At 32.4% G+C, this 18410-nt stretch carries 15 protein-coding genes, 4 tRNA genes and 1 pseudogene; 18 read left to right on the top strand and 2 right to left on the bottom strand.

Translation table 11 applies throughout. From position 1 onward, the window contains the following. Positions 1 to 2: 2 nt before the first annotated feature. Positions 3 to 2057: a transketolase gene (gene tkt / locus ST1E_RS00660; RefSeq protein ID WP_015389331.1), complete on the bottom strand. Its 2055-nt coding sequence runs from the start codon at positions 2055 to 2057 to the stop codon at positions 3 to 5. 179 nt (positions 2058 to 2236) lie between these two features. On the opposite strand from tkt, the gene ST1E_RS00655 reads away from it, so the two are divergent. From ST1E_RS00655 to ST1E_RS00585, 15 genes and pseudogenes are all read left to right on the top strand, one after another. Then, positions 2237 to 2974, top strand: coding sequence for a 16S rRNA (uracil(1498)-N(3))-methyltransferase (locus ST1E_RS00655; protein ID WP_015389330.1), 738 nt, complete (start codon positions 2237 to 2239; stop codon positions 2972 to 2974). Positions 2975 to 3005: 31 nt separating this feature from the next. Then, a pseudogene (locus ST1E_RS00650) lies at positions 3006 to 4495 on the top strand (UbiD family decarboxylase). Positions 4496 to 4590: 95 nt separating this feature from the next. Continuing rightward, positions 4591 to 5655, top strand: coding sequence for a tRNA preQ1(34) S-adenosylmethionine ribosyltransferase-isomerase QueA (gene queA / locus ST1E_RS00645; RefSeq protein ID WP_015389328.1), 1065 nt, complete (start codon positions 4591 to 4593; stop codon positions 5653 to 5655). After that, complete coding sequence (gene tgt, locus ST1E_RS00640) at positions 5645 to 6784, top strand: tRNA guanosine(34) transglycosylase Tgt (protein ID WP_015389327.1); 1140 nt, start codon at positions 5645 to 5647, stop codon at positions 6782 to 6784. Before queA ends, tgt begins: the two co-directional genes overlap by 11 nt. Positions 6785 to 6851: 67 nt before the next feature. Then, on the top strand, positions 6852 to 7205 hold the full coding sequence (yajC, locus tag ST1E_RS00635; protein WP_015389326.1) for a preprotein translocase subunit YajC: 354 nt from the start codon (positions 6852 to 6854) through the stop codon (positions 7203 to 7205). Between the two features lie 49 nt (positions 7206 to 7254). After that, positions 7255 to 9132 (top strand): protein translocase subunit SecD, encoded by a 1878-nt coding sequence (gene secD / locus ST1E_RS00630; protein WP_015389325.1) that lies wholly within the window; start codon positions 7255 to 7257, stop codon positions 9130 to 9132. An 8-nt stretch (positions 9133 to 9140) separates the two neighbouring features. Beyond that, on the top strand, positions 9141 to 10073 hold the full coding sequence (gene secF, locus ST1E_RS00625) for a protein translocase subunit SecF (RefSeq protein WP_015389324.1): 933 nt from the start codon (positions 9141 to 9143) through the stop codon (positions 10071 to 10073). Positions 10074 to 10106: 33 nt separating this feature from the next. Next, the gene (miaB, locus tag ST1E_RS00620) at positions 10107 to 11543 is read left to right on the top strand and encodes a tRNA (N6-isopentenyl adenosine(37)-C2)-methylthiotransferase MiaB (RefSeq protein WP_015389323.1); all 1437 of its coding nucleotides are present in this window, start codon (positions 10107 to 10109) and stop codon (positions 11541 to 11543) included. 25 nt (positions 11544 to 11568) lie between these two features. After that, positions 11569 to 12525 (top strand): PhoH family protein, encoded by a 957-nt coding sequence (locus ST1E_RS00615; RefSeq protein WP_015389322.1) that lies wholly within the window; start codon positions 11569 to 11571, stop codon positions 12523 to 12525. Then, positions 12503 to 12988 (top strand): rRNA maturation RNase YbeY, encoded by a 486-nt coding sequence (ybeY, locus tag ST1E_RS00610; RefSeq protein ID WP_015389321.1) that lies wholly within the window; start codon positions 12503 to 12505, stop codon positions 12986 to 12988. The genes ST1E_RS00615 and ybeY overlap by 23 nt, the downstream gene beginning before the upstream one ends. 91 nt (positions 12989 to 13079) lie before the next feature. Next, positions 13080 to 13934 (top strand): CorC family transporter, encoded by an 855-nt coding sequence (locus ST1E_RS00605; protein WP_015389320.1) that lies wholly within the window; start codon positions 13080 to 13082, stop codon positions 13932 to 13934. A gap of 213 nt (positions 13935 to 14147) precedes the next feature. Then, positions 14148 to 14223 (top strand) — tRNA-Ala (locus ST1E_RS00600). A 10-nt stretch (positions 14224 to 14233) separates the two neighbouring features. Then, positions 14234 to 14309, top strand: a tRNA-Glu gene (locus ST1E_RS00595). 11 nt (positions 14310 to 14320) lie between these two features. Further along, positions 14321 to 14397, top strand: a tRNA-Asp gene (locus ST1E_RS00590). 37 nt (positions 14398 to 14434) lie between these two features. Continuing rightward, positions 14435 to 15307 carry an EamA family transporter gene (locus ST1E_RS00585; RefSeq protein ID WP_015389319.1) on the top strand — a complete coding sequence of 291 codons (873 nt, stop codon included), beginning with the start codon at positions 14435 to 14437 and terminating at the stop codon, positions 15305 to 15307. A 4-nt stretch (positions 15308 to 15311) separates the two neighbouring features. Here the strand turns inward: ST1E_RS00585 and ST1E_RS00580 are convergent. Further along, positions 15312 to 15387 (bottom strand) — tRNA-Lys (locus ST1E_RS00580). Positions 15388 to 15577: 190 nt separating this feature from the next. Here ST1E_RS00580 and ST1E_RS00575 point away from each other — a divergent pair. The 3 genes from ST1E_RS00575 (at position 15578) to mgtE (ending at position 18407) form a co-directional block, all read left to right on the top strand. Next, on the top strand, positions 15578 to 16459 hold the full coding sequence (locus tag ST1E_RS00575) for an inositol monophosphatase family protein (protein WP_015389318.1): 882 nt from the start codon (positions 15578 to 15580) through the stop codon (positions 16457 to 16459). Between the two features lie 87 nt (positions 16460 to 16546). Further along, positions 16547 to 16951: an acyl-CoA thioesterase gene (locus ST1E_RS00570; RefSeq protein WP_015389317.1), complete on the top strand. Its 405-nt coding sequence runs from the start codon at positions 16547 to 16549 to the stop codon at positions 16949 to 16951. 7 nt (positions 16952 to 16958) lie between these two features. Beyond that, positions 16959 to 18407: a magnesium transporter gene (gene mgtE, locus ST1E_RS00565; protein ID WP_015389316.1), complete on the top strand. Its 1449-nt coding sequence runs from the start codon at positions 16959 to 16961 to the stop codon at positions 18405 to 18407. Positions 18408 to 18410 lie beyond the last annotated feature (3 nt).

The raw sequence follows: 18410 nt of genomic DNA, 5'->3' as shown, positions 1-18410 counted from the left end.
AATTATATCCCTTTATTTAATAAAATCTTTCTTACAGCACTAGCCACTACATCAACAGTTAAGCCAAAAAATTTGAACAAACAACCAGCAGGGGCTGATTCACCGTAACGATCAATACCCAAAACTATTCCGTCTATACCAACGTACTTATACCATCCTGAAGTAACACCTGCTTCTATAGCTATACGAGGCAAGTTATTAGGTAGAACCTTGCTTTTCCAACTAATGTCTTGTTTATCAAAAACATCAGTGCTAGGCATAGAAACTACTCTGACCATTATTCCTTCTTCACTCAATTTGCTTTGAGCATCTAAAGCGATAGAAACTTCAGAACCAGTAGCAATAATTACCGCCACAGGATTGCTGCTTTCCTTTAAAATGTAGCCGCCCTTGTTTATTGCTTCAACAGTCTCTTTATCACGTTGAACAAAAGGTAAATTCTGTCTAGAAAGCAATAAAGCAGTTGGTCCACCATCGCTAACTTTCATTCCAATGCTAGAATTTCTACTAACAGCATATAACCAAGCAACAACAGTTTCTAAAGTATCGCATGGTCTCCATACAGATAAATTAGGGATGAGTCGTAAGCTAGCAGCATGTTCGATAGACTGATGTGTCGGACCATCCTCACCTAATCCTATTGAATCATGAGTAAATATATGGACAACCTTTTGCTTCATTAAAGCGGCCATTCGAATAGCATTTCGAGAATAATCAGAAAAAGTTAGAAAAGTACCTCCGAATGGTAGATAGCCACCATGTAATGATATTCCATTCATTATTGCAGCCATACCAAATTCACGCACACCGTAGTTTATGTACCTACCAAAATTAATTCCTTTGCTACCAGCCCTAACAGAAACAGAGTCTTTCCAATCAGTGAAATTTGATCCAGTCAAATCAGCTGACCCACCCAATAATTCTGGCATTTCTGACACAAGCGCAGCAATAGCTAATTGGGACGCCTTTCTAGTTGCCAATGTCTCAGATTTGTCGATTGTTAAATTAATAAGCTTGTTTGAGAAATCATCAAAGTTTTTAGGTAGATCTCCATTCATTCTACGGATAAGATCAGAAGACAATTCAGGATATTTGTCACTATAAACGCTAAATTTAGATTGCCATACTGATTGTAATCTAGCTCCAGTTTCTTTAGCATCCCATTCTCTATATATCTCTTCTGGGATAAAGAATTTATCATGTTTCCATCCAAGATTATCACGTGTAAATGCTACCTCATCCTTACCTAACGGAGAACCGTGCACACTATGAGTTCCGGCCATATTTGGAGAACCTTTTCCTATGATAGTGCGACAAATTATTAAGGTTGGTTTTTCATCCTGAGATTTGGCTAGTTTTATCGCAGCATCAACAGCATCTACATTATGCCCATCAACTTCTTCAATGACATTCCAATTATAACCACGAAAGCGAGTTGCTGTATCATCATTAAACCAGTTTTTCACGTGACCATCTATAGAAATACCATTGTCATCATACAATACTACCAATTTAGATAATTTTAAGGTGCCTGCAAGAGAACAAACTTCATGAGATATTCCTTCCATCAAACATCCATCACCGACTATAGAGTAAGTCCAATGATTTATGATATCAAACCCTGGTCTATTAAACTCCAAAGCTAATAGAGCCTCTGCCAATGCCATGCCTACTGCATTAGCTAGACCTTGCCCAAGAGGGCCAGTTGTTGTTTCAACACCTGGAGTGATGCCTACTTCAGGATGGCCCGGAGTTTTTGAGTGTAATTGTCTAAAACCCTTCAAATCATCTATAGATAGATCGTAACCAGTCAAATGCAATAAAGAATATAGAAGCATAGAACCATGTCCGTTGGACAATACAAAACGATCTCGATTTATCCAGTTAGGATCAGACGGATTATGCCGCAAGTTATTCTTCCATAATGCCTGTGCCATTTCTGCCATTCCCATTGGAGCCCCAGGGTGACCTGAATTTGCTTGCTGCACCGAATCCATAGATAAAACACGTATAGAATCTGCCAAAAAATATTTAGGTGTGTTTGTCATATTACTCATGTGATAACTCTTTAACTCCAATGCTTAAAAATAAACAATATAGTGATTTTAATTTTATCATCTGTGTAAAATATAGTAACCTAGCCTAAACAAATTTATGATTATGTTTATAATTAATGTATCTATGTAAACACAGTATGCCAAAGTAAAGATAATACCAGGATTAATTTATCAATAATATGCATTTATCACGTTTTTTTTGCGACATCAGTCTAAATACAAATGAAATTATCCAGCTTCCTCATGAAGTAGTGCATCACATTAAAGTGCTTAGACTAAAACACGGCGACAACATTTTACTTTTCAATGGTCTTGGAGGAGAGTATATGTCGAGTCTAATTATAACTAATAAGAATTTCTTTGCAGAAATACGAGAGCATATTAAAAATGAAATGGAGTTATCAGGGCATATAACTTTAGCTCAAGCCATTACCTCAAAGAATAAGATGGACTTTATAATAGAAAAATCTATAGAACTTGGAGTTCAACACATTATTCCTATGCAAACACAAAGATGCAACAATCATATCACTAGCGATAATCTAGAGAAGAGCTTGTCTCACTGGAGACGTGTTATAATTTCAGCTAGTGAGCAGTGTGGGAGAAGTTTATTAGCTAGAATTGATAAATGTGTTTATCTAAATAATTACTTAATGCAGCCTAGAGAAGATCCTATTATAATGTGCGACCCACTATCAAAAAATAATATTTTTGATGTGTTAGAAATAATTAAAGACACAAAATCATTAACCATAATGGTAGGTCCTGAAGGCGGATGGTCTGAAAAAGAATTAGATTTAGTGACTAATTTAAATAATATATACCCCATGAGATTTGGGTCTAGAATTCTTAGAACAGAAACTGCTGGTATTGCGGTTATTTCAGCTATAAGCAACATGCTACGCTGGAATCTATGATTAAATAAAATTATCTAACTGGAAGCTTGATGTGAAGTATCGTGATTTAAGAGAATTTATTACTTACCTAGAGAAAAAAACTTATTGAAGAGGGTTAATGCTCAAATTTGCTCTGATCTAGAAATAACAGAAATATCATCAAGAGTAATTTCTAAGCAAGGGCCAGCTTTGTTATTTGAACATATACTACATAATAACAAAATATCATCTATGCCCATATTAACTAATTTATTCGGAACAGTAGAGAGAATATCGCTTGGGATAGATTCAAATTCTATAAAATCATTAACCGACGTAGGTGAAATTTTAGCATCATTACGAGAGCCAGAAGCCCCTAGTGGTATTCGCGATGCCTTTTCGAAAATCTCTATGTTGAAAGCGGCTTTGTGGGATATGAATCCTAAAATAGTCAGTAATGCTCCTTGCCAAGAAATCGTAATAGAAGAAAAAGACGTTAATCTGTACGATATACCAATTCAAAAATGCTGGCCAGACGATGTAGCTCCTTTGTTAACATGGGGGTTAGTTATAACAAAAAAACCATTATCTAAACGACAAAATATAGGAATATATCGTCAACAGTTACTAGAAAAAAATAAATTAATAATGCGTTGGCTCCCTCATAGAGGTGGAGCATTGGATTTTCAAGAACACGCTAGGCTTAACAAAAATGAACCTTTTCAGGTTGCTGTTGCTATTGGCACTGATCCAGCCACCATGTTAGGAGCTGTGACTCCTATACCAGATAGTCTATCTGAATACCAATTTGCAGGTCTTCTTAGAGGCTCACGAACAGAAATAACAAAATCTATTGGATTAGAGCTATACGTTCCTGCAAGAGCAGAAATAATCATAGAAGGCTGTATAATGCCATCAGAATCAGGATATGAGATGGCTTTAGAGGGTCCTTATGGCGACCATACAGGTTATTACAATGAACAAGAGCTATTTCCTGTCCTGACTGTTAGTAGAATTACTATGAGAAGATCTCCTATATATCACTCTACCTATACAGGAAAACCTATAGATGAACCAGCAGTGCTAGGTTTAGCAATGAATGAAGTATTTACCCCAATACTTAAAAGACAATTTACAGAAATTGTAGATTTTTATCTTCCTGCTGAAGGATGTAGTTATAGGTTAGCTATAATTTCTATTAAAAAGCAATATGCTGGTCATGCAAGAAGAATAATGTTTGGGCTATGGGGTATGCTACGTCAATTTATGTACACAAAATTTATAATAATAGTAGATGAAGATATCAATATTAGAGACTGGAAAGAAGTTATTTGGGCAATAAGTACGCGCACAGACCCATATAGAGACACTTTATTAGTTGAAAATACTCCTATAGACTATTTAGATTTCGCCTCACCTAAATCAGGGTTAGGTAGCAAAATGGGAATAGATGCTACTAACAAACTACCAGGAGAGACTGATAGATTGTGGGGAAAACCAATAATAATGCTTGACTCTATCAAAAAGAATATTGATAACATCTGGAATAGTCTCGAAATATAAGCATTCTAAAATTTTTGAATTTATTTTTCATAATTTTTCTGTTTATATTAATTTAAAAATTTTCGTAAATGTAAATAAAAAGCGTTAATAATACCGTGTCAGAATTAATAAATATATCTAACTTTAATTATTTTTTACCAAAGAATCTGATTGCACAAACCCCAGAGCTTGAACGCAGCAATAGCAGATTACTACACATAGACTCAAAAAATAATACTTATGACTTGTATTTTTCTGATTTGACAAAAATCCTAGAACCAGGAGATTTGCTGATTTTTAACGATACAAAAGTAATAAAAGCACGTTTGAAAGCTCAGAAATATAGTGGAGGGAAAATAGAAATTCTGGTAGAACGAATATTAGACCCAAATACAGCAGTTGCTCAAATTAAGTCCAATAGTACTATAAAAATAGGTACAAAAATAATAATTTCAAATATTGTTGAGGTATGTATTACCTCAAGGAATAGTGATTTTTTTATATTAAAATTTTCTGAAAATATTAATGATGTACTAGAAAAATACGGTGACATTCCGCTACCACCATATATAAAGAAAAACAATGACAATTCTGATGAAACTAGATATCAAACAATATTTGCAAAAAATCCAGGCGCAATTGCAGCACCAACAGCCGGTCTTCATTTTGATCAAAGAATTCTAAAAGAACTTCAACTATGTGGTATAAAAATAGCATTTTTAACTTTACATGTTGGTGCTGGAACATTTCAACCAATTAGAACTCAAGACATCAACGAACATATAATGCATACTGAAAGATATGATATTCCATTATCAACAATCAAGTCTATTCAAAGTGCAAGAACTAACGGAAAAAGGATAATTGCAGTAGGAACAACCAGTGCTAGAGCACTAGAATCAGCGGCATTAAACCCATATAATTATTCTTCGATATATAGAAACATAATAAACCCGGTATGCAATGAAACAAATTTATTTATAAAACCAGGCTATAAATTTAAAATTGTAGATGCTTTAGTAACAAATTTTCATCTGCCAAAATCGACACTATTGATTTTAGTTTCTGCATTAGCTGGCAGAGATAGAATCTTGGAAGCTTATGAGCATGCTGTAAAGCATAATTATAGGTTTTTCAGCTACGGAGATGCAATGTTCATTGAGTGCCAAAATGACAAATAATCTAAATTTTAAAATCATAAATACAGATGGCCGTGCTAGAAATGGCCTACTACATCTAAACCATGGTACTCTAAAAACACCAACTTTTATGCCTGTTGGAACTGGCGGATGCGTAAAAGCAATGTTAAAACGAGATCTGGAAGAGATTGGAGCACATATTATATTAGGAAACACCTTTCATTTATGGATGAGACCGGGAATAGATATAATCAACCATCATGAAGGATTACATAATTTTATAAAATGGCAGAAGCCTATATTAACTGATTCTGGTGGATTTCAAGTATTCAGTTTGAAAGAATTATGTAAAATAACAGAAGAAGGAGTTAGATTCTCATCTCCTATAAATGGATCAAAATTATTTTTAACTCCGGAAAAATCCATACAAATACAAAGTATATTAAATTCTGATATTACAATGATTTTTGATGAATGCACCCCATATCAAATAGGATCTCATATCATAAATAGGGAAGAAGCACGTAGTTCTATGCACTTATCACTAAGATGGGCTAAACGTTCCCTAGATGAATTTAAACGGCAAGAGAATAAAAACTCTATGTTTGGAATAGTACAAGGTGGTATTTATGAAGATTTACGTGAAGAGTCAATAAATGGACTATTGGACATAGGGTTTAACGGATATGCTATTGGAGGACTTTCAGTCGGAGAACCAAAAGAATACTTACATAAAATTCTAGAGTTTGTAAGCCCCAAAATACCAGATAATTTTCCAAAATACTTAATGGGAGTCGGAACTCCTGAGGATATAGTAAATGCAGTTTCTAACGGGATAGATATGTTTGATTGTGTTATGCCAACAAGAAACGCTAGAAATGGATGGCTGTTCACTAGGTATGGGAATATTAAAATAAAAAACTCAAGATATAAAAATGATACTAATGGCCTTGATCCAACATGCGCTTGTTATACTTGTCGAAATTTCACAAGATCCTATTTACACCACTTGCAGATAACTAAAGAAATAAATTCATCAATACTAAATACTATACATAATCTACACTTCTATCTAAACATGATGAAGGAAATCAGAGAGTCAATAAATGAAAAAAAATTTGATATCTGGAAGAATAATTTCTTAGAAGATAGATCTAGTAATTCATATTAAAAATTGATAAAGAATAAAAAACAATTATAATAACGACTAATTAATTTTAATAACGTGGAATGAAATAATGCATATAAACAGTATCTCTAATTTGATTATGACTCAAGCAAACGCTACAACAGCAGAAGGTAGTCCTATATTAAACATGCTTCCAATATTAGTTATGTTTATAGTCTTATATTTTTTAATGATAAGACCACAAATAAAACGCCAAAAAGAACATAGGAATCTAATTTCTAGCTTATCTCAGAATGATGAAATTATTACTTCCGGTGGAATATTAGGGAAGATAAAGAAAATAAATGAAAACTATGTTGTTATAGATATTTCGTATTCTTCAGATAAGAATCCTATTGAAATAGCAACACAGAAAAATGCAATTATTGGTGTTATGCCTAAAGGAACAATAAAATCTTTGTAATATGCATTGAAAATCTTAATCTAACTTTTTATAGCAATTATCTAAATTTATGAACCGCTATCCTACCTGGAAAAACCTGTTTATCATATTCGCGGTTCTTGCTGGTTTCATATACACAGCACCAAACTTTTATGAAGTAGTTCCTTATATACAAATATCTGAGGCCCGAATATACAAAAAAATTGATACTATAGCTATCGAGAGAATAAAAAATATAATCTCCGATTCTAATGTGAAAAAATATTCAGTTTCTATAGAGAAAGATAATAGCATCACAATCAAGTTATCTTCATCAGATGATCAATTTTGTCTTTTAGAAAAACTCAATCAAAATTTAAATACAGGTTCAAATAAAAGTAATGTATATAACATAACAATTGGTATGACTAGCATAACACCAAGTTTTATGAGAATTTTTGATCTCCTGGGAGCTAAACCTATGTCTCTAGGTTTGGATCTGCGTGGTGGTGTACATCTTCTGATAGAAGTTGATACCGAAGCTGCAGTAGAATCAAAATATGCTGAAACAGCAATGGAAATAAAATCTATCCTTAATAGGAAAAAGATAATAGCAAAAGTAGATCGTAACAAGAATAATATACTAGTAAAATTACATAAATTAAGCGATAAAAATGAAGCGATAAGAAATATCAAAAAACAGTGGCTGGATGATGATATTTTTATTGAGGAAAATGGATATAATCAGTCATCAATAAGTGTTTCTTTTAGTAAAAAGTTTTTAGAAACAATAAAAATTAATGCGGTTTCACAAAATATATCTACTCTAAATAAGCGCATAAGCGGGATAAGCGACTCCGAGCCAATAATACAACAACAAGGCAGTAAACGTATAATTGTACAGCTTCCTGGAAAACAGGATATATCTAAAGCTAAGGATTTGATAGGAAGAACAGCAAAACTAGAAGTAAGAATGATTGATGATTCTCAAGCAACCAAAAATCTATTTAAAAGTGGATTGTTGCCTTTTGGCTTAGAGAATATTAGAGATCATAATGGTAATGATACCTTTGTATATAAGCAACCAATACTAACTAGCTCTAATATAAAAGATGCACGCTACGGACGTGATGCACAATCAAGGCAACCTTCTGTGAATTTAACACTAGATTCTAAAGGCTCTCGTATATTTAAAGATGTCACAAGAGATAATATAAACAAACGAATGGCAATAATATTATTTGAAAATGGAATAGGAGAAATAATAACAGCCCCATTTATAAGAAGCGAGATTCCTAGTGGACAAGTGCAAATATCTGGAGCAATGAGTCCAGAAGAAGCTGCAGAGATATCTATATTGTTAAGATCCGGTTTATTAGCTGCTCCAATGAAAATTGTGGAGGAAAGAACAATAGGTCCGAGTTTGGGTCTAAACAATATAGAAAAAGGTTTAAAATCTACAGTATATGGATTTATTTCCGTAGTTTGTTTTATAACATCTTACTATGGATTATTTGGATTATTTTCTAGCATTGGGTTAATTATAAATGTAATATTGTTGATTGCCTGCTTATCTGTTATGCAAGTATCAATAAACCTGCCAGGTATAGCTGCTATTGCACTTACCGTTGGTATGGCAATAGATTCCAATGTTTTAATTAATGAAAGAATCAGAGAAGAATTAAGAAATGGTAATAATCCACAAAAAGCAATATATTATGGATTTAAAAGAGCTTGGGCTACTATTCTAGACTCTAACATTACAGCTCTGATAGTAGGACTTTCCTTACTAACATTAGGATCGGGGACGGTACGTGGTTTTGCAATAGTACATTGTCTTGGTATAATGACATCGATGTTTTCGTCTGTCTTGTGTGTAAGAATGATGGTAAATTTCTGGTATGGAAAAAGAGAAAATCTCTCAAAAATATCCATAGGTGAAGTCTGGAAACCAAAAAATAATAATTAAGGAATACTATGGAGTTCTTTCGAATTAATAAAACTATTCCTTTTATGAAATATTCATTAGTTCTTAATTTAATAAGTCTAATGACGTTTACAATAGCAATATTTTTTATAACTACTAAAGGATTAAATTTATCTACAGAATTTACTGGTGGCACTACTATAGAAATGAATTTCTCAGGAGATAATAAGCTATCCTCAGATAAGGTTCGTGAAATTATATTCAAGATAGGATACACAGATTATCAGGTGCAATTATTTAATTCTTTACGTGAAATAATGATTAGATTACCTGTATTGTCTAAAGACAGTACTTTAGAGACCCAGGTTAACAAAATTCTATTAGATCTTAAGAATTATGATGAATCTTTGCACATAACTAGAGTAGAAACAGTAGGTCCTCAAGTAGGTAATGAGCTTATATTAGATGGTATATTGGCCCTAATAACTGTAATAGTAGGTGTTATTGTTTACTTAACTATAAGATTCGAATACAAACTAGCTTTATCTGGTATAATTGCCAATCTTCACGATATAGTAATAATTCTTGGTTTTTTTGCTTTTTTTCAATGGGAATTTTCATTGTGTGTACTTGCTGGAATATTAGCTGTGCTAGGATATTCTGTTAATGAATCTGTAATAGTAATGGATAGAATACGTGAAAATATAAATCATTCCGACAGACGTGATATCACAGAAATAATTAATATGTCAATCACGCAAACAGTTTCTAGAACTATAATAACCCACGGTTGTACTCAAATGATGGTGCTATCAATACTAATATTTGGCGGGCAAACATTACATTACTTTTCTCTTGCTTTAACAATAGGTATATGGTTTGGGATATACTCATCGGTATTTGTTGCTACATCACTTGCTATGTGGATGAGGTTTGGGGATAAAAAGCTATATTCCAAAGTAAAAATTAGTATGTTTAAATAGGTCAAGAGCACTTATCAATAATACATTATCCAAATGTATAGTATATATTACATATATGACTATAATTTGACTATAATTTTTGTTCTAATTATTTCTAAACATGAAAGAAAAAATATTAAAATATTCTTTGATAATAAATCTGTAAATATTTATAAAAAGATCTATATTAAGACTTTTGGCTGTCAAATGAACACATATGATTCTGATAAAATTATAGAAATACTTTACAAGTATGGATATACTTCTGTCACAAACAACCCAGAAGAAGCTGATCTAATATTATTCAATACATGCTCTGTAAGAGAAAAAGCACAAGAAAAAGTATTTTCAGATCTTGGAAGAGCAAAAATCCTAAAACAAGAAAATCCTAATATAATTATTGGAGTTGGTGGATGTGTAGCTAGCCAAGAAGGTCATGAGATTCTGAATAGAGCTCCATATGTAGATATAGTTTTCGGCCCTCAAACCTTACACAGGTTACCAGATCTTATAGACAAAAAAATAAATGAAGGGAAACCTCAAATTGATATAAGTTTTCCAGAAATAGAAAAATTCGACTCAATGTCACCGCCATCTAAAGTTGAAAGACCAACAGCCTTTGTATCTATCATGGAAGGTTGCAGTAAATATTGCAGTTTTTGCGTAGTTCCTTATACAAGAGGAACTGAGGTTTCTAGACCATTTGAAGATATTTTAATAGAAATTGCTGATTTAGCAAACAACGGTATAAAAGAAGTAACCTTACTTGGTCAGAATGTAAATGCTTATCTTGGAAAAACAATTGATGGAAGTATGTCTGATTTCGCTAAATTACTAGAATATGTTCATGAAATACCGGGTATAGAGCGCATCAGGTACACAACATCCCATCCTAGAGAAATGACTAAACGAATTGCCAATGCTTACGCCAATTTACCAAAATTAGTATCATTTGTGCATTTGCCTGTTCAGTCTGGAAGTGATCGTATACTCTCTGCAATGAAAAGAGGTTATACGTCTATTGAGTATAAATCTGTAATCAGAAAACTAAGAGAATCAAGACCAGGTCTATCTGTTTCATCTGATTTCATAGTAGGATTCCCTGGAGAAACTGAAAATGATTTTAGAAAAACTATATCTCTAATAGAAGAAATAGGATTTGACACAGCTTTTTCATTTATATATTCAAGACGTCCTGGAACACCAGCATCAAATCTAATTGATGATGTGCCCTATGAAGTAAAATTAGAAAGACTACAAAAACTACAAAGACTTGTTGATAAACAAGCACAAGAAATAGCTACAGCTATGGTGGGTACAACACAACGTATTCTAGTAGAAAAACCATCTAAAAAGAACCATAAAGAGTTTATGGGTCGTACTGAAAATAATCGAATAGTGAATTTCCAGTCAAATGAAAACCTTATTGGGAAAATGATAGATGTCTTAATAGTAAAAACAAACAGGAATACGTTACGAGGACAAATATAATCCCAATTAACTCAATTATATTTAAATGAAAACAGAACTGAAAGTTAGCCCAGAAAATACCAGTATAATATTAGATGATGATAATAATTTATTGCTATCAAAGATGTGTGGGCCGTTAGATAATAATATTTTCACAATAGCTAATATCACAGGCACAAAAATTATAAGATCTGGCAATAAATTTACGATTACAGGATCAAATAGTTTTTTGGCAGAAAAAGCAATTCATTTCTTTTATGAACAATCAAAGCACAGAGAGATATGTGAAAATGATATTATTCTGGGAATGTCAGAACTAGACATAAATAATTTAGATTATGGAATAAAGCATTCTAGTCTAAATAAACTAAAAATAAGACCAAGAACAAGAAATCAGTATATGTATGTACATAATATCCTAAACAAAGATATTACTTTTGGAATAGGTCCTGCTGGTACTGGTAAAACTATGTTGGCTGTGGCATGTGCTGTAAATGCACTAGATAATCATGATGTTGAGCGCTTAATAATAACACGTCCAGCAGTAGAAGCTGGAGAAAAACTTGGGTTTCTACCAGGTGATCTGGAACAGAAAGTTGACCCTTATCTTAGGCCATTATATGATGCATTATATAATTTTATTGGAATCGAACAAGTACAAAAGTTGTTTGAAAAGCAAATAATAGAAATAGCACCTCTTGCATATATGAGAGGTAGAACATTAAACAACTCATTTATTATATTGGATGAGGCTCAAAACACTACTCCTGAGCAAATGAAAATGTTCCTTACAAGAATAGGAATGGGTAGTAAAACTGTTATAACAGGCGATCCATCACAAATTGATTTGCTCCCAGGACACAAAAGCGGTTTGAATGATGCTATATCAATACTAAATAAAATAGAAAATATATCCATAAATTCATTTACTGCAAAAGATATTTTAAGACACCCATTAGTAGCAAAAATTATAACTGCCTATGAACTCTACTCCACAAGATAAAAAATCTTCGGTAAAGATAAATTTTCAATATGAAGATACAAATATATACATAACTGAAAAACTATTGAGTAAATGGGTAAAAAAATCTATTAATACATCTTTATTATATTCTTCTTATATATGCAATAAAATAAGATTAAATATTAGGATGGTTAATGAAAAAGAAATTAAAGAGCTTAATCGAAATTTCAGAAAAAAAAATAATTCGACAAACGTAATAACATTTGAATACGGCATAGAGAATGGATATTTAATGGGAGATATTATTATTTGTTTACCTGTAGTGGAAAAAGAAGCCATCCAGCAAAAGAAAAATTTTTTAGATCATGCTGCTCACATAACAATACACGGTGTACTACATGCCCTAGGATTTGATCATTCAAATAATGAAGATGCAGTAAAAATGGAAGCTTTGGAAATAGAAATACTAAACAAATTCAATATTAGAAATCCATATTTATAATGCTATTATAACAAAATAATAAATATACATATAAAAGTATCTTGATATTTAAGATATAATCGTACAATCATCAATCAGGTTTTACAGAGTAATGTCTGACAATTCATATTATAATTACACACTAGCTAAATTTATTAATCGTATAAAATCTTCATTCAAGAATTTATTCACATTTTTAAAGAAAAAAAATTCTCCCAAAGAAATACAGGAAATAAAAATTTTACTCGAGGATGCGCACATAAAAGGCTTGATAGATTTAGATGCTCTGTCCGCAATACGTGGCACTATAAATATTTCAAAAAGGACAGTAAGTGATATCATGATCCCTCGTTCTAAAATGAACATGTTAGAGATATCTATGTCGCTAAATGAAATGACCAATATAATCTTAGAGACAACTCATTCAAGATTCCCTGTTTTTGAAAATGAACGTGATAATGTAATAGGAGTTCTACTAGCAAAAGATCTACTTAGATGCATATCTGACAATAATATAGAAATTAGATCATTAATAAGACCAGCTTTTTTTATACCTGAATCAAAAAAACTGAATATATTGTTAAGAGAATTTCGTATTAGTCACAATCATCAAGCTATCATAATAGATGAACATGGAGGAATATCAGGACTTGTTACAATGGAAGATATTCTTGAGCAATTGGTGGGAAATATAGAAGATGAGTTTGATCATGTGGAAGAAAATTCCATATTTCAAGATGGGCCCAATCAATGGATAGTAATGGCTGCAACTGATATAGGTCATCTTAATAATTATTTAAATATAAAATTACCAGATCATGAATATGATAGTGTAGGAGGATGGTTAGGAGGACAGATAAATAGGATTCCGAAATTTGGTGACAGCGCTATTTACGAAAATATTCAGATAGAGGTTATTAGGGCAGATAGTCGCAGAGCTTTATGGTTAAGAGTAAGACGACTGTAGACCAAAATAGAGATAAAGTTTTTTTAAAAAATACTCTCCCCTAATGTTTTGTTTAAAATTTATAAAACATGTATGGGCTATTTTAATAAATATCAACGAACATGTGTTTAAAACGCAAATAAAATAAAACAGAAATAATTTTACATAAAAATATGCTTGCACATAAAATAAAACTACTGCATAATGACAAACTAGACAATGAATAGAAATGGAGGGGGTATAGCTCAGCTGGGAGAGCGCTTGCATGGCATGCAAGAGGTCAGCGGTTCGATCCCGCTTATCTCCACCAAATTATTTTTGTCCCCTTCGTCTAGAGGCCTAGGACATCACCCTTTCACGGTGAGTACAGGGGTTCGAATCCCCTAGGGGACGCCATTTAAAGAGCTGGAGCGGTAGTTCAGTTGGTTAGAATACCGGCCTGTCACGCCGGGGGTCGCGGGTTCGAGTCCCGTCCGCTCCGCCAAGCTTATCCTATATAGTTTTCTAGAGGATCTAAAACCATGATTGTTGGTTTTTTGTGCCTTTCTATTAGTATTACTTGCAGTATACTAGTCTCAATAATCTTAAAAAAGAATGCAAACAAAATAGATCTAAGTGAAATTATTCTCATAAACTATATAATAGCTGCATTTTTTAGCTTACTTTCTTTTAGAATATACACTGAATATTATCTAATATATATGGTAAGTGGCGACCTGCATACTATATTAATTATCGGATGTTTATTACCACTAGGTTTTATATCAATGGCACAATCTATAAAATATTTTGGGGTTGCGAAAAGCGAAATATTTCAACGCATGTCTATAGTGATACCTATCATAGCATCCTTTATAATATTTAATGATAAAGGATGCAGCATAAAAACCATCCAAATAATAATTGCTATATTTTCCATATTCTTATTACTAGACAAACAACAAAAGCATATTTTAGAAGAAAAAACTTTTTCTGATTTCAAATGGCCTGTATTGGTATGTTTAACATATGGAATATGTGATATTTTATTTAAAAAAATAAGCAGCAACAATTCACTAACAAATTGTTTATTTTTATCTTTTTTAATAGCTAGTATTGTGATGGTAATATATATTTCCACTATAAAAAAACAATTTCATTTTAGCAAAAATAATATTATAAATGGATTGTTAATTGGTGCTCTTAACTGGGTTAATATAATTTCATATATAAAAGCACATAAATACCTAAATAACATGCCGTCAACTGTATTTATAGTTATGAATTTAGGAGTTGTTATATCAGGGACAATTGTAGGAATTTTCTTGTTTAAAGAACAATTAAACAAAAATAATATACTTGGTATATTTATGGCTATACTATCGATTCTTATATCTATAAAAATAAGAGCATAAAAAATGGTGGGGTGTGCGGGAATCGAACCCACGACCAATTGATTAAAAGTCAACTGCTCTACCGGCTGAGCTAACACCCCTACTAGCGATTTTTAGATTATACTATATTTTTATCATAATGATCAATTAAATTATTAATGCAATTAATGTGATAATCTGATTGATCATTAAACGAACTATAAGATTATATTAAATAATTATTGTTACGCTGATATAATAAACAAATTTTTTATTTCATTATTATAAATAACCAAACCATGTAACTAATAAATGTTTAACGATATTACCTCAAAATCCTTACAATTAAATGATAAGAAACTATCCACTACATTGGATATGGCATTAGAAGCTGCAAAATCTGGAGCGCGAATTTTGCAATATTATTTCCATAATCTTCAGAAACTTATAGTACATAATAAAAACGATAATGATTTATTCTCTCAAGCAGACAAAGAATCAGAGCGTGAAATTATAGACACACTAACTATAGCTGGCAATGAATACAGTGTTGTAACAGAAGAATCCGGGGGAAATATAGGAAAAGTAGCAACATGGTATATAGATCCTCTCGATGGATCAACAAACTTTATACATGGGATTCCACATTATTCAATATCTATTGCTTTAGTAGCTCATGCAGGAACTTTTATTAATGAAATTAAATTAGAAAAAGACACTCCAATAGTAGGAGTGATACACGATCCAAGCAGAAATGAAACATTTGCAGCCATACTAGGTCATGGAGCATTATTAAATGGAAGACAAATAAAATGCTCAAATACTGAATATCTTAACAAGTCTATAGTGTCCACTGGTTTACCATACAATAACTGCTTATATCATGAAAAACAGATGAAGATATTGAAAGATATGTTAAAAAATACTAGGAGTATTAGGAGAATGGGGTCAGCTGCACTGGATTTGGCATGGATTTCTTGCGGAAGGTACGATGGATACTGGGAGTTCGGTTTATCAGCATGGGATGTTGCAGCTGGCACAATAATTCTAAGAGAAGCTGGCGGAATATGCGAAGATATAACAAATAAAAACCCATGGCCTGCTAATAATGGATGGATTTTAGCTGGGAACAAGTCAATTTATATGGATTTGCTAGATATGATTCGACCTAAAATAAGCAACATAACAAACTAATATTATTATTTTTAGTATAGAAAAACAACTAACATATTGATAGAAGTACAAGTTTCGAAATAATCTTACTATAAAGCTAATAAAATTATGCAAATATTCACAGAATCTACAAAAGAAATTAATGAACAAGAATTAGTTTTAAAAATAATGCCGATGCCATCAGACTCAAACATTAATGGGCATGTGTTTGGTGGATGGATAATGTCACAAATTGATATAGCAGGCTCAATACTAGCTGCTAAAATAGCATGCGGAAAAGTAGCTACTGTTGCTGTTAATTCTATTCAATTTAAAGCTCCTATATTAGTTGGAGATCTAATAAGTCTATACGCTTCAATAGTAAAAACCGGCAATACATCTATCACATTATCTTTAGACGTTTATGCTCAAAAAAGACCTTTCAATCAGGAACCTATAAAGGTCGTTGAAGCTAAATTAACTTATGTGGCAATAGATGAACAAGGAAATAGTCGATCTCTGAAATCTATTTAAAAAGAAAATGAAAAGAATTACTAATGCCTCACAAAAAAAATCCGTTGTAATACGAAGATTAGATCACGATGATGTAAAAAGTGCTCTGTTAGGAATACAAGAATATTTTAAGAAACACAATCATGAAAACGATCTGGGAATAAATATATCAACTGATTTCAACAAAAACAACATAATTCATGAGCTTGGATCATTAATCAATTCTCTGCATAATGCTGACATAGCATTCATTTTAGAATCATTACCGAAGGATAGAAGACTTGTTATATGGTCTCTAGTTGATCAAGATCACAAACCTAATGTTCTTATAGAGGTAGAGAACTGGGTAAGAGAATCACTTATTGAAGTAATGAGCTGGCATGATTTGGTCGCCGTAACAAGCAAAATGGATGCTGATGAACTAGCATATATATCTACAGATCTTCCATCAGAAGTTATAGTGGAGGTAGAAAAACGACTAGATGATGAGGAACGTGCTAGGCTGTTAGAGGCAATGGCCTACCCTGAAGAAAGCGTCGGCGCTCTTATGGATTTCGAAATGGTTAAAGTAAGGGAAGATGTAACACTTGAGGTTGTGCTTAGATATCTTAGAAGGTTACAAGAACTTCCTGATCATACAGATCAAATCTTCGTTGTAGATAGACAAGATAAATTACAAGGTGTTCTACCTCTCGTAAAAATATTAGTTAGTGATCCCAGTAATGATGTTGATCATGTGATGATTAGAGACTTTTTGACTATAAATCCTTTGGATTCAGATACTGATGCTGCTGCAGCATTTGAAAGATACGACCTTGTTTCAGCTCCAGTAATAGATGATTACGGTCGATTAGTTGGGCGTGTAACAATAGCTGATGTAGTTGATGTAATTCAAGAGGACTCAAATGCACAAGCATTATCTCGTGCTGGATTACAAGAAGAAGATATATTTGCACCTATAACTACTGCCATATTAAATAGAGCCCCATGGTTACTAGTAAACTTGTTCACAGCTTCTGTTTCTTCATTCATAGCATCGAGGTTTGAAAATACAGTAAGTAAGCTAGTTGTTCTTGCTTTTCTTATGTCTATAGTAGCTGGAATAGGAGGGAATTCTGGCAATCAAACCATGACAATGGTAATAAGGGCACTTGCTACCAATCATATTACAGAAAGAGATTTTCTTCCATTACTTAAAAGAGAAATGATTCTTGCTTCCTTTATTGGGACTAGTGGAGGAATTGTTGCTGCTGTATTTGCTTGGTCTATGTCTAATTCTGTTTTAATAGCATTAGTGATAATGGGCGCTATTATATGTAACGTTCTTATAGGAACTTTAGTAGGAGTTATAGTTCCTATGCTTAGAGCTCATTTTAATAAAGATCCTGCTATCGGATCATCAGTTCTTCTAACATTCGCTACTGATTCTTTAGGGTTTATAGTTTTCTTAGGGCTGTCCACAATATTTTTATTATAAATT

The organism is Candidatus Kinetoplastibacterium galatii TCC219 (assembly GCF_000340905.1).
Classification (GTDB): Bacteria; Pseudomonadota; Gammaproteobacteria; order Burkholderiales; family Burkholderiaceae_B; genus Kinetoplastidibacterium; species Kinetoplastidibacterium galati.
Note: the sequence above shows the minus strand (reverse complement) of the source record. Positions and strands in the feature narration are given on the sequence as shown.

Bases quoted from the DNA above. Each gene is read 5' to 3' on its own strand.
- tkt (WP_015389331.1), bottom strand. From the start codon at position 2,057: ATGAGTAATATGACAAACACACCTAAATATTTTTTGGCAGATTCTATA.
- ST1E_RS00615 (WP_015389322.1), top strand. From the start codon at position 11,569: ATGAAAACAGAACTGAAAGTTAGCCCAGAAAATACCAGTATAATATTA.
- ybeY (WP_015389321.1), top strand. From the start codon at position 12,503: ATGAACTCTACTCCACAAGATAAAAAATCTTCGGTAAAGATAAATTTT.
- ST1E_RS00655 (WP_015389330.1), top strand. From the start codon at position 2,237: ATGCATTTATCACGTTTTTTTTGCGACATCAGTCTAAATACAAATGAA.
- mgtE (WP_015389316.1), top strand. From the start codon at position 16,959: ATGAAAAGAATTACTAATGCCTCACAAAAAAAATCCGTTGTAATACGA.
- secF (WP_015389324.1), top strand. From the start codon at position 9,141: ATGGAGTTCTTTCGAATTAATAAAACTATTCCTTTTATGAAATATTCA.
- ST1E_RS00575 (WP_015389318.1), top strand. From the start codon at position 15,578: ATGTTTAACGATATTACCTCAAAATCCTTACAATTAAATGATAAGAAA.
- ST1E_RS00570 (WP_015389317.1), top strand. From the start codon at position 16,547: ATGCAAATATTCACAGAATCTACAAAAGAAATTAATGAACAAGAATTA.
- tgt (WP_015389327.1), top strand. From the start codon at position 5,645: ATGACAAATAATCTAAATTTTAAAATCATAAATACAGATGGCCGTGCT.
- secD (WP_015389325.1), top strand. From the start codon at position 7,255: ATGAACCGCTATCCTACCTGGAAAAACCTGTTTATCATATTCGCGGTT.
- ST1E_RS00605 (WP_015389320.1), top strand. From the start codon at position 13,080: ATGTCTGACAATTCATATTATAATTACACACTAGCTAAATTTATTAAT.
- miaB (WP_015389323.1), top strand. From the start codon at position 10,107: ATGTATAGTATATATTACATATATGACTATAATTTGACTATAATTTTT.
- yajC (WP_015389326.1), top strand. From the start codon at position 6,852: ATGCATATAAACAGTATCTCTAATTTGATTATGACTCAAGCAAACGCT.
- ST1E_RS00585 (WP_015389319.1), top strand. From the start codon at position 14,435: ATGATTGTTGGTTTTTTGTGCCTTTCTATTAGTATTACTTGCAGTATA.